The 11,658-nt window shown below is 59.5% G+C and carries 15 protein-coding genes and 1 pseudogene; 2 read left to right on the forward strand and 14 right to left on the reverse strand.

Annotated features, from left to right (window positions below):
* Positions 1-1,139 (reverse strand): annotated as a pseudogene (locus VMA74_RS14565) (hypothetical protein); the annotation flags it as partial.
* A 21-nt stretch (positions 1,140-1,160) separates the two neighbouring features.
* Here VMA74_RS14565 and VMA74_RS14570 point away from each other — a divergent pair.
* Both VMA74_RS14570 and VMA74_RS14575 read left to right on the forward strand, forming a co-directional pair.
* Positions 1,161-1,583: a hypothetical protein gene (locus VMA74_RS14570; RefSeq protein ID WP_325368189.1), complete on the forward strand. Its 423-nt coding sequence runs from the start codon at positions 1,161-1,163 to the stop codon at positions 1,581-1,583.
* Positions 1,584-1,605: 22 nt separating this feature from the next.
* Entirely contained in the window at positions 1,606-1,875 is a 270-nt protein-coding gene (locus VMA74_RS14575) for a hypothetical protein (RefSeq protein WP_325368191.1), read from the forward strand.
* Here VMA74_RS14575 and VMA74_RS14580 read toward each other — a convergent pair.
* The 13 genes from VMA74_RS14580 to VMA74_RS14640 all read right to left on the reverse strand — a co-directional run.
* The gene (locus VMA74_RS14580; protein ID WP_325368193.1) at positions 1,855-2,352 is read right to left on the reverse strand and encodes a hypothetical protein; all 498 of its coding nucleotides are present in this window, start codon (positions 2,350-2,352) and stop codon (positions 1,855-1,857) included. The two genes, VMA74_RS14575 and VMA74_RS14580, sit on opposite strands and share 21 nt — an antisense overlap.
* A 190-nt stretch (positions 2,353-2,542) precedes the next feature.
* A complete protein-coding gene (locus VMA74_RS14585) occupies positions 2,543-2,917 on the reverse strand; it encodes a hypothetical protein (protein ID WP_325368195.1) in 375 nt (124 codons plus the stop codon).
* On the reverse strand, positions 2,917-3,351 hold the full coding sequence (locus VMA74_RS14590; protein WP_325368197.1) for a hypothetical protein: 435 nt from the start codon (positions 3,349-3,351) through the stop codon (positions 2,917-2,919). The genes VMA74_RS14585 and VMA74_RS14590 overlap by 1 nt, the downstream gene beginning before the upstream one ends.
* A gap of 83 nt (positions 3,352-3,434) precedes the next feature.
* Positions 3,435-5,000, reverse strand: a complete 1,566-nt coding sequence (locus tag VMA74_RS14595; protein ID WP_325368199.1) for a hypothetical protein — start codon at positions 4,998-5,000, stop codon at positions 3,435-3,437.
* Positions 5,001-5,067: 67 nt separating this feature from the next.
* A complete protein-coding gene (locus VMA74_RS14600; RefSeq protein WP_325368201.1) occupies positions 5,068-5,268 on the reverse strand; it encodes a hypothetical protein in 201 nt (66 codons plus the stop codon).
* A 7-nt stretch (positions 5,269-5,275) separates the two neighbouring features.
* Positions 5,276-6,130 carry a hypothetical protein gene (locus VMA74_RS14605; protein ID WP_325368203.1) on the reverse strand — a complete coding sequence of 285 codons (855 nt, stop codon included), beginning with the start codon at positions 6,128-6,130 and terminating at the stop codon, positions 5,276-5,278.
* Positions 6,130-6,777, reverse strand: coding sequence for a hypothetical protein (locus VMA74_RS14610; RefSeq protein ID WP_325368205.1), 648 nt, complete (start codon positions 6,775-6,777; stop codon positions 6,130-6,132). The genes VMA74_RS14605 and VMA74_RS14610 overlap by 1 nt, the downstream gene beginning before the upstream one ends.
* 8 nt (positions 6,778-6,785) lie before the next feature.
* Positions 6,786-7,190, reverse strand: a complete 405-nt coding sequence (locus tag VMA74_RS14615; RefSeq protein ID WP_325368207.1) for a hypothetical protein — start codon at positions 7,188-7,190, stop codon at positions 6,786-6,788.
* Positions 7,191-7,196: 6 nt separating this feature from the next.
* Entirely contained in the window at positions 7,197-7,415 is a 219-nt protein-coding gene (locus tag VMA74_RS14620) for a hypothetical protein (RefSeq protein WP_325368209.1), read from the reverse strand.
* Positions 7,416-7,473: 58 nt separating this feature from the next.
* A complete protein-coding gene (locus VMA74_RS14625; protein WP_325368211.1) occupies positions 7,474-8,634 on the reverse strand; it encodes a hypothetical protein in 1,161 nt (386 codons plus the stop codon).
* 147 nt (positions 8,635-8,781) lie between these two features.
* Positions 8,782-9,546 (reverse strand): DUF6651 domain-containing protein, encoded by a 765-nt coding sequence (locus VMA74_RS14630; RefSeq protein ID WP_325368213.1) that lies wholly within the window; start codon positions 9,544-9,546, stop codon positions 8,782-8,784.
* Positions 9,547-9,633: 87 nt separating this feature from the next.
* Complete coding sequence (locus tag VMA74_RS14635) at positions 9,634-10,848, reverse strand: DUF4055 domain-containing protein (RefSeq protein WP_325368215.1); 1,215 nt, start codon at positions 10,846-10,848, stop codon at positions 9,634-9,636.
* A 197-nt stretch (positions 10,849-11,045) separates the two neighbouring features.
* A partial coding sequence (locus tag VMA74_RS14640; protein ID WP_345786051.1) for a hypothetical protein occupies positions 11,046-11,658 on the reverse strand: 613 nt, incomplete at its 5' end.

Consider the following 11,658-nt stretch of genomic DNA (forward strand, 5'->3'; position numbering starts at 1 on the left):
ACGCTGCCGGTTGCCATGAACTGGCGCAATTGCTCCCAGGCAACGTTGCCGCCCGACGAGCGAATAGCCTTCCATCCTTCGTTGGCGATTTGGTTGAACTTCTTTGCACTCGAAAGACCGCCGCGCATCTCGATGAAGCGAAGCATGGCGAGACTCTGAGTGTGAATCTTGGCTTGCGACTCTTCATCCAGGCCAGAGGTGGCGAAGGCGATCTTCGCCAGCATTGGGGCGGCGAGCTTCGAGCCTGCCAATGCGGCAGGTCCCTGCAGGCCTGATTCGCGGAAGACGCCCTGCGCCTCCGTCATGAAGTTCACGGCATCCGTCATGGATGTGCCGACAATGTTCATGCTGTTAGCGAATTTAATCGCCTCGGCATTGAGTTTGTCGCCAAGCCCGAAGAGTTTGAACCTGGCCACCGCGGACTGATAGCGGGTGGCTTCGTCGATCGGCCCCTTAAGCATTCCAAGCTCAACTTCGCCGGCACGCGCAAGCATCGCCCCACCCATCATTCGGCCAAAGGCGCCGTAATTGAAGCCGCCGCCATTGCCGCCGCTCCCTCGGCCGCCGCCACCTCTGCCCCAGGGCCATCCGGCAGCGGCTGGCATGCCCGTGCCTCCGTTGGGAAAGCCCGTGGTGCCTGATGCTCCCGGTGGAGCGACGCCGCCGCTCCCAGCACCACCGGCCATGCTTAGGGCACTCCCTGCAGACCCACCAAGCAGCCTCATGGGAGGCGACCCCAGCCGTTTGGCACTCTCAAAGGGAAGCGCCGCATTGGGATAGCCTCGAAACCGCAGCATGTCTTGCTGCTGCATCCGATTCAGGGATGCAACCACGGCCATATTGGCGACCGTTGCACTCGAGGCTGAGGCCGTCCAACTGGAGCCGCCGGTGGCGCCGCGTGCAGACCGGGCCGCGCGGGCGTATCCTTCCGCCTCGCGACGGGCGTTCCGGAAGTCCTGGGCGGCACTGCTGGCCCAACTCGTCTTTCGGCTAAGTTCGTCGTTGACCGCACGCAGTGTCTTCAAAAACGCAGACGCTTCAGCCTGAGCCTTGGCGAATTGCGCCGCGATCTTGAGCACGTTGCCACGAGTGGCATCCGTGACTGCGATGCGGACGCCAATTTTGTAGGCTTCGAACATGGCTCACCAAAGGATGGCTGTATGAAAAAAATGACGCGACTGGAAACCATGGCATCATTGCTTATTGCTGGTGTTGTTATTTATTACATGGCTTCTAGGCAATACGGAGAAGCAAATCCAGCGCCAAGGGCGGACGTGAATGCAAGCTGGGAAGAATTGGTCAGCGAATATGGCAGCAATGAAATAGCTTTTGCCGATCGCTATAAAAATGCGACCTTTCATCTCTCAGGCAAGGTAGTCAAAGTTTCCGATGGCGCCGGGCCTACCGTGTCTATCATCACCGATGGTGGCACTTCGCTCGATGCAGGATTTTTCTACAACCAAAGCGACAGGCTGAAAGGCTTGGCACCATCTGACATTATCGAGTTTCACTGCCTTCGCTTCAATTCGAGCATCGATGTGGATAGATGCAAATTGGATTCGGTGAAAAAGGCTGAGGGCTGAGGCCGTGCAAGCTTCAATTCGCATGCGCGTCCAAGACTGGCTCGCCGACCATTTCAAGTTCGTGCAGTATTCGGTGCCCCGCAAGAAAACTGCGAATAATCTTCCCGCAACCGACTATATGAGGCTGGCTCGCGATCTGGCAGTTGGCTTTTTGCAGGTGATGCTGTGGTGCGTGCTGGCCATAAGTGCTATCTACCGAATGCGCAGGCAACCTGGCGTGGGCATCGCCGCGCTTCTGCTGGTCTATTTCCTATCCCTTGCGGCAGGAAAGCTATTCGCTTTTCTCATTTGATTCTTGACCGATGCCGATCGGCAACACGACTCCACCCAGCCAAGCGATCGCATACGCCTCACCCAAGTCCCTGACCACGTGCTCTTCGTTGACCAACGCGGCCGGCCCCATCACGGGACGCGGCGGTATGTCCTCGGTGCCAACCTCCTGCCAATAGAGGATGTCGCTTTCGCTCGCCACGACACCTTCCATGTCATGGATTTCGCTCTGAATCGAGTCTCGCGTTTCCCCGCTTCGCAATAGTGGATCGTTTTCCGAATAGCCTTGGCGAACACGATCCTTCTTTGTCGAATCGGCGAGTTCGTCCCAAGCAGGAAATTGACCGATCGCATCCTGGTAGGTGCCAATGCTCTCCTTGGCAGTCGTCTCGATGCGTTTTAGGCCCTTTTCTAACCCGCGATGTACTGCCACTTTTGCAACGGGCTCCATCGAGAGCAGGAATGCCGCGAACTCACCGAAATCGTTGAACTCGCGCATCACCCGTCCTCTTGGAAGCACATATTCTGCATGTCGAACTTTGCCCCCTCGAAGATCCTGAAGAAGATCGCCAGAACAGTTCTATCGACATCATCGAGTTCAGCTGCGTCGTTCTCGCTTAAGCCAAACGCGATATGGATTGGCACCCCGTTTTTTACGAGCCATGCGCGCTCTTTGTACTCGGGGTGCCTTAGGCGTTTTTTACCTGATCCTGCAGGGTCTTATCGGTAGCCGAAAAGTGCTCCTGCATCGCCCTAAACACGGCGATATATCCGTCTTCATCGAGGCGCTGAAGAATTGCCTCGACCTGCAGCTTGGTTGTTGGCGTCTTGATGGGATCGCCATCGATGCTAGCCACGTAGAGGACTGGGAATACGCTGCCCATGTAGGCTTCGTTGCTGGCCGATTCGCCTAGCGCCTCTTGCAGGCGAAATTGGGCCAAGAACGGCGGCTTTTTGACCCCGATCACGCGCCCTCGCGCGTCGGTAACTGTGATGTCCTTGGGCGCTTCCGGAATGGTCGGCTGCGCACCCTCAACAAGTTGCATTTTGACTTCATTGCTCATCACTGCACCTGGATCTTGTTGGAGGCGAAGGCATGGAGTTTCCCGTTGACGAGGGTGTCGCCCTTCCACGAGCCGGGATCATCCAACCGCACCGTCACGTTGATGTAGCGGAACTGCGAGACGGCGCCATTCGGTTCTTGAATCGTCTCGGTGATGGTGCCTGGCTGCAGGTTCTGGCCGCTGAAATAGGCAGTTTCAAGCGCAGCGGCATAGGCATCGAGCGTCGGACCGGTGCGCTCGAACTCGATGTCGATATCCCAGCCCACCGGAATGTTGGTTTCCTGGGGAACGCCATTGATCGGGTTGGAATCGACCGTCTTGAACTTAGGCTTCGCCATGATCGAAATCACGGTGGGCGGCAGTGGAAGCGGCCCATTGGACGTAGCGATATCGATCGATATGTCGCGGCCCGTATTGCGATTATTTGCCGGCATGAATGATCTCCGAATACGACAAACCCGGCGCGAGGCCGGGTTATGCGGGGATAGAGGGACGCCAGAAGGCGGCTAGCGAACGATTAAGCCGACGTGGTTGAGGCGCGGGTGATTTGCACTGTCTGGCCGCCCTGGAGGTTGACCAGGAACTTCTCGACGACAGACAGGTATTTCACTTGAACGTCTGCTTGGCCCCAGCCTGCTGCGATCTGTGCCGGTGGGTTGTTGTTGAGATCGCACTGCGTATTGAAGCTATCGATCATCGCCGGCGTTTGGCCTGGAGGCGACGCCATGTTTTGCAGGTAGTTATCCAGTGTCGATTTCACGCCTCGACGCCATGGATCGTTCGGCTGCGTGGACTGCAATTGACCCACAAACTTGCCCATGCCAGCTGCGAACGTCGTGGCAAGATAGTTGGTCATGCGTGTGTAGTTGTCGCCGTAGATCGCCTGATTCGAACTGGTGTTGTGACCGAAGCGACAACCGAAGAAGCTGCCACCAGGGCAAGGATTGCAGATGACGTCGATACCGGCCTGCCCCAGTACCGTTAGTTCGGGATTCGAGTATGGGTTGTTCGCATAGCTGCGCTGTGTGCCAACAATGCCCTGCAGCGGCTTGTTGAGTGCAGACAGCTGTGGGCTTTGATTCACCAGATAGCCAGCGACGAAGCCCTGCGGCGAGATCATGCGCACCAGGCCGTTCACAGTGTCATTCCAGTACACCCAGTCGCCAAGCATGAGCTTGAAGGCAAAGGAATCGATGCCAGCTGTAGCTTTATTGGTGGCCGCAGTCGAAGGCGAGTCACCAGCTGGCGTCACGCCTATCATGTAAGTCTCTTCCGACAAACCGTAGGCGACCTGCGCCGCATAGGTGGTCGAGTCGTCACAATCGACAAGGATTGCGACTGAGCACCCGGTGCCACGAAGGCTGTACATGCCCTTGCGGGTATTGCCATCCGTGCCCAAAAGCGTAGCGCCAGTGATCGTCGTGGCGCCGTCCGCACCGCCGGCAAGCGTCACGGAGCTTGCAACAGGGGCCGCCACACTTGCGCCTGTCGCTGCAACCATCAGACCGGAAGGGCCGCGCTGTCCGGCGACGCCATTATTGACTGCGTTGGCCAGAGCCGCCCAGAGCGGGGCGCCGGTGAGCGGATTGGCTCCGCCCCCGATGTTATCGAAGACCTCCGGTGTCATGCCGGCTCGCGCAAGGATCAACTTCCAGCTGTTGACCTGCGTGCCGACTGCAATAGTCGCAGTATCGCTGTTTGCCAGGGAGCCGGTGTATTTCGACGTCAAGGTCAGGCCAATAGCCGAAGCGCCGTCCTTGAGAGTCGCCGTGGCAGCCAGATCGGTGCCATCCGTAACGCGGACGCCTCGGAAGTTGTTGGCGCCCTGCATCACGGCCGCAGCAGCAGCGGTGCCCATGTCGTACTTGCGATTTTGGATATTGCCGAAGTTCTGCCAGTACTGCGCCATGTTGCCAAAGACAACCGGTGCACCGACGGGACCCCATTGCGCCGTGCCAACGATGCCGCACAGATTCGACGGAACGCCATTGATCTGCACGGGCGGCGGGATGAGCTGAATAATCAGGTCAGGCACTACCTGAGCGGTAAGGTTGACCTGCCCTGCTTGGACGATCTGAGTCATGCTGCCTCCGGGCAATAAAAAACCCGCCAGGAGGCGGGTTCAGACAGGAAGTGATGGAACGGCGCGCTTATTTGGCCGCGGTCTTTGCGTCGGGTGCTTTCGTATCCGACGTCTTGGCTTTAGCGGCTGACTTCACGTCACCGGGCACCTGCACCACGAAATGCGGGTGATGCTCCAATGCATCCATCACTGCGGCTTCGTCGTCAATGACGTCACCGTGCTTGTAGTCGCCGAAAGGTTGTGTCACGACGAGGGGAAGAAGCGCCATACGTGCCTCACTGATAGGTGGTGGAAATGATCTCCGTCGAGCCATCGGGCATCGTCAGGGAATTGGTCTGCTCCGTCACGATGACTTCCGTGGCCGTGATGGTATTGGTGGTGAAGTACTCGACCGTGTAGAGCAGGTCGCGCCGGTAGAGGTTCGCTTTCTGGTTGATGTCATCGACCGGCGTGGACACGTAACGCAGTCGCCCAGACGTTCCATCTGGTAGCTGGAGCCAAGTGATTGCGGATAGCGCACTATCGATTGGCTGTGCTGCCGCACTTCGGTGCTCCGGCGTATCAGCCCAGATCGTTATCTGAACCTCGCGCTGCTGCTGTTTCGTAAGTGCCGACATCGTTCCACTGGCGCCAGCGCGCGCCGCAGTGATGCGCGCAGAGAGGGGCAGCGTGATCACAGCGCCTGCGGCCGTTGCGCCAGCAATCTGCTGGGCAAGCGCTGTCGCTATGCTTGCCAGCGTATCAGCGGCCTGTACCGCGTACGTATAAGCCTGATTGCTGACGATAAGTGCAACGTTCTGCGGCGTGCTTACCGTCCCAGTGATCGTCACCTGCTGTCCGCTGATCGTCAGAACTAGCGTCGGCGCGTTGAAGGCCTGCTGCTCGTATTGGAGCCCGATGTAACGCGTCGTGTTCTTTTCCTGAGGCCGCGGAAAGATGGTGATGTGGATTTTGCCGGGGCCGCCGGTGCCGAGCGCGCGAAGATCAGCATCAAGCTGGGAACTGGTTGGCCATCCTGGATAGATCGCTGCAGGCACGCCAATGGCCGAAGGCTGCGCAAGTCCGTTTGGATATACGACGCCGGCAATGGTGGTCTCAAGTGCATTGAGGACGTCGTCTATATCAGCCATCAGGTTTCCGCCTGCATCATCGAACAGCGCCAGCCCAGGCCCGACAACTCGACCGAGGACAACACATATCGGTTGTTTAGGTCATCGGTGACTACATCGTGCGCAAGCATCTGCATCCCACCAGGAAGCCCCGGAAGAAGCAGCGTGTACCAAGCATCGGGAACATCGCCCGGGAGGTTTGTCGGCGCGTGTCCGGTCTTTGATGCAGCCAACACAGAAGCTGGAAAGGCATCTGCAATAGCCGTCTCATTCGTTTGCGTGCTCCCGCCATAGCCGAGCGGCCCGATAGCGGCTTGCTGCTGAGGACGCCAAACCGTTACGGTGCGGTTACACAGTACTGCCATGATCGGCAGTAGTGGCTGCATCGACGCGATGAAATACGTGCCGCTGCTCGCGCTCAGGTAGTCGCCTGGCAGCAGCAACCGGCCATCAGCGAGGCAGGTCCATGTCGCCTTGCCGTAATCCTGCGGCTTCGTAAACGCGAAGGGACCGGTGTCGAATGCGGCGAGCACCGAACCGACCTGGTTACCGATGCCGAGTGCAGGCGTGCCAACGGTAGGCCGGTACTGCGCAAACGAAATACCGATTCGCTGCGCTGCAGCGGCATAGCCCGCATACAACTTGCCCTGAAGTGTGTTGCCATCCATATCACACCTCAGCAGCGAACAAGTCGCGCACCACTTCCGGTTCCTAGAGCCGGTCCCGGCGCTATACCAAGAAAACCGCACATGCGCCGGCGCCACTTATCAAACAACCGCTCGCGGTCGCTGACCTCAGTGGGGTTGTGTACCCAGACCGAGGCCTGCGCGGTATCGAGATTCGCCGAAGCACTGACAATCGCTGTCTCCAGCGTGTAGAGGTTCGTCAGGTATACGGTGATCAGCGTGCTCTCATTCTCCGGCGTCAGGTTGTTCAACCGGTGATAGAGGGTCTGCCAAACGCCAGGCGAGACGAAGCCATAGGCAAAATCGCGCGAATCGTCAGCCGGCGTGTCCTCACCCAGCATCGGATAGCCGGCGAAGCGACGCACATCGGCGATCTGCTGGGTTGTAAGGGCCATGGCGGATTACGCCTGCGGCTTGCCGGCATCCGCGTTCTCTCGGCGCCCTCGCCGCGACACGCGCGCTTCCGCACCTTGCAACTCCTGCTCCAGCTCTTCGGCGACCTCTTCGGCCTCCTTTTCGACCTTCTTCCAGCCGAGACGGAGGTGCTCTTCGAGCGCACTCACGTGCACCCGCAACTGCTGGGCACCTTTCTCGATGGTGACAAGCACGGAATTGGACATGTTCGCTTCCCTTAGAGGAAAAAAGATGGGCGGGGTCAATGACCCCGCCATGGAAGGATCAGCCGAGCATCAACCCCGTGTGTTCCGTCTTGATGTTGGCCCAGCCGTAGGCGATCGCTACCTCGTAGCGGACGCGGCGGTACTGCTTGTACATCGCAAATTCGAAGGCGATGCCACTGCGAGGGTCGACGATGATGGTGCGGTCCTCCGCCATATCACCCTCTTCCGGGAGCGCCGGCAGGCGGGTGGCGAGGACAATGGCCGAGCGTGCGAACGCCATGTTGCGCGTTGCTGGACCGAGCACGGTCACGGCGGCAGTGTTGATCGTTGTGCGCAGGCCAGGCGCACCGATGGTCACCGCGCCGCTGGTCGATGCCCCGATGTTCGCGGCAGCCGCGACTACATATTTGTTCGGGTCGCCAGCGAAGGTGATGACATCGCCAGCCAGTAGCGCGACAGCACCACCTGCAGGCGTGGTCAGCGTGACGCTGGTGGCACCCTTCGCACCCGAAGCGGTCACAGCGCCGGTGACGGAGCCAACCGGCACCGACTCCGATACGCCAGCCGACTCGCGCAGCGTGAAGCCATGGAGTTCCAGCAGCTTGCCTTGGGCGCGCAGCTCAATGGTGCCGGCTTCGTTCGCTTTGGTCAGCTGGGTCAGGCTGCGGAGGTTTGCGCCGGCAGTGGTGTCGATGACGCATTGCATGTCAGACAGCGGAGCTCCGTTGTCGGCCAGAATCTTGCGCATCTGCGCGGTATCGCCGAGGCCAGTGGCGAACGGAGTAGTGCCGGCGGTGCCTTCGGCGCGCGATGCGGTGCTGTAGAGCGTGCCGATGTTGGCGTCAACCTCGTTCACTAGGGTGCGAATCGCCTGCTGGATCTGGTTCTGGCGGATCGCGGCATAGCCGCCATTCGGCGCCTGGTTGTTAACGCCCTTCTGCTCTTCACCAGCCCAGCGGAACGGCACCATGCGAGCCTGGCTGATCAGGATCACGTTGTTACCGATGTTCTGGTCGCCGTCATCCGGCGGCAGCTGGCCAGGCGTGACGTTCTCGGCGGTCGCAGCCGGCGTGATCGGCACACGGATATTTTCGTTGAGCGCCGCACGTTCGGCGGTAGCGCTCAGCGTCACGGCAGGAATGAACCCGACCATTTCGCGCGAGACGACGTCGATCGCCTCGTACAGGTCAGGGATGAGGTTGGTCAGCGTATTGGCCATGGATTACTCCGGGTATCGGGAAGGTCAGGAATGTGTTCGTGAGCCATCCGGCCCGAGCGCCCGCGCGGCATCCGCGTTGCAGGCAGAAAAAAGGCCGCTCAGCTGAGCGGCCCGTGTGTGTTGGTGGTGAATCAGGGTTTTGCGTAATCAGTCGGTGATCGCGCCGCCGCCTTTGACGTGTGCCATCTGCGCCGATGGATCGAGCTTCTCGAACTGGGCACGCGGGATGCTCTTGTTGCCGCTGGCGCCCCCAGGATTGTTGTTCTGGGCGCCGCCACCACTCGCACCCGTGCCTTTCAGGATCGAGTCGCGGTAGGGGTATTGCTCGACGATCATCTCAAGGGCTTCATCGAACGCCGCCAGCTCGCCGGGGTTGGATCGGCTGAAGAGCTTGTTGCCCGACTTGTCGTAGGCAACGACGTTTTCGCCTTCGAGCTTGAAGTGCTCGCCGAAGCGCGCCTGCACCAGGTCGGCAGGGATGGCCAGCTTGTCTGCAATCAACTTGCTGCGCGCGAAGCTGCCGCCGATCTTTTCGGAAACCAGCGAGGCCTGCAATTTGTCGCGCTCCTTGACGATCGGCGCGTATTTGTCTTCGACAGCTTTGATGGCTTCGGCCTTCACGCGCTCCACATCGCCGGCATCCACCAGCTTCTTGTCGTCCAGGTTCTTGACCACGTCCAACGCCTTGCGCGCCGCTGCTGGGTCAAGGCCCTCGAAGACCTTCAGCGCTCCTTCGGCGGTCTCCGCACGCTCACGGTGGCCTTTGGCCTCGCCATTGAGGCGCTTAATCGTGTCGACGGTTTGTGCGGCATCGAAAGGAATTTCCTTGCCGTCGTCATGCAAATAGATCGGCTTGCCGTCCGCGATTTCAGCGTAGTGCTTGCCATTGATTTCGACTGTCTTGAGTTTCATCGTCTGTCATCCAACAGGGTGATGGCGGTCCATCCGGACCAGAAGCGGCTTAGCGCATCCGCGCGTCGGCCATGAAAAAGGCCCCGGTTAAGGGGCCTTCGGATTCGGGTTGTTGTCAGGATCCGTGTCCGCGGATTTGGTCGGTTCCGGTTGCGGATCAGCCTTGATCCTTGCCAGCTCCTCATCCCAGTTGCGATCAGGCGCCAGCACATCGCGGCGCTTAAGTTCCTCGAACAACGTCTGCTTGGAGATGGCGCCAGCCTTCTGGGCACCACTCAGCGTAGGCACGTCGGTATCTGGCGCCTGTTCGTATGCCTTGAACAGTTCGACTTCGATGCCAGCAGAGGATTTGCCCATCCATTGCGCCATGAAACCGAGCGCTTGCTCGATAGATTCCTCGAATTGCTCAACGATCTGCTGCAGCAGCGATCGCGCCGCGTCGCCTTCCGCGTCGATCTGAGTGGCTGTGGTCTGCGATTGCTGTTGGTTGATCAGCTCCGCGCCAGTGGCGCGCATGCGATCCTCCAGGTCATCCAGCGATTGCTTGCCGGCTTCGATGGCGGCACCAGTGTGCTCGGTATATTCGAGCGAGGCGTCTTTGTTGTCGGTGGTTATCGCAGACGATGCGCCGATCTTGATCTCGGAATCGCCGAAGCCAATCGCGACAAGAATCGGCACGCGTGCAACATGGAGCACGTTCCGCTGGTCGCTGCGGGACTGGTAATGCTCTACGGTCTGGGACGCCTGATCGAGCAATGGGCTCTCGCCCTGGCCGAAACCGAGTCGGTTGCCGTAGAAGAACACCCATGGGATTTCCGTCAGGCTGGTCTTGCCTTCGTCAAACAGCACCCACTTCGTTTTATCGTTCGGATCCTGCCGGTAGGTTTGCCATGCACCAGGTGTGAGCACGCGCACCTGTTCGATGTTTTTGGTGCTCCACTCGCCGTCGTCGACTTCAACGCTTTCGAGCAGGCGCAGCTGCATCAGCTTTTTGCCCTGCATTTTCCAGCCGAGGATCTGCTGCGGGTCGTACCGGACGAAGTATGGCCGCAGGCTAGCCTTTTTCTCATCCGCGAGCGTCCGCACGCCCCCGGCCGGCGGATAGTCCACCAGCACGCCGCACAAGCCATAGGCCAGTGCGAGAATCAGCAGTGCGTTGGCCATGGCGGTCAGCGGCATCCCCAACTGGTCGATGTCCTTGAGCCAATCCTCCGGGATGTTCGGCGCCACCACGTTGGGTGGCTTTGCAAATGGCTTCGCCGAGTTGACCATCACCGTGTGCCGAAACGCCGGATACAGCACTGACGTCTGCAGCCGTGCGTTGTAGCTGTCGTCGTCCTCGCCTGGCCACTTCGGCAGCAGCGACTTTCCGGCGGCGCGCATCGCAGCGGTGCCACCCATCAAGGCCTTGATCATCGGCCAGGAGGCGGATTGCGCCTCCATGACGGGCGAAAGGGATCGGACGTTGGGTGGGGTCACAGCGAAACCTGATTGTCGAGTTACAAGCGAAGCGGCTTGACGGTGCTCTGCGGTGGGCGAACTACAGGCCAGCGCGAGACCATGAAGTAGCCGCCGGCATCGTTGGTATGGTCATGCCCCGTTTTCTTGTCGGGGTCGCCATGGTCGTCGTAAGGCTGCTGCTCAAGGCTCTCGGTAAAGTCTGGACATTGGTCGGTGTTGACCATCAATCGGCGCTCGCCCATATCGTTCAGGATCAGGGCATTTACGCTATTGACGCGATCTTTCACCGCGGGGTTGGCATTCTTCACCAGGATTTGAAAACCAGCCTGCTGCAGGATGGTCAGATCCGACTCGCTTGCACTCTTGCTGCTGGTGTTCTTGCCGCTGGCGTCGGGATATACGGTGACGCTATGCCCGTTTGCCACATAGCGCTCGCGCAGTTTTCGCGCCATCTCCGGCGTGTCGCGAACCTTCGTCAGCTCGCCCACAGCATGCGGCGCGTCATCGCGTACCACGAAGACGACGGCCGCCATTTTGTTGACGTTGAAGTCCATTCCGACGTGCAGCGGTTCGCCGGGTAATGGGACCGTCGCAGCATGATTCAGGGTGCGATCGAAATCGGGATAGACGCAGCCGCTAGTGAGATTGACG

It is taken from the genome of Dyella sp., from assembly GCF_035508675.1.
Lineage (GTDB): Bacteria > Pseudomonadota > Gammaproteobacteria > Xanthomonadales > Rhodanobacteraceae > Dyella_B.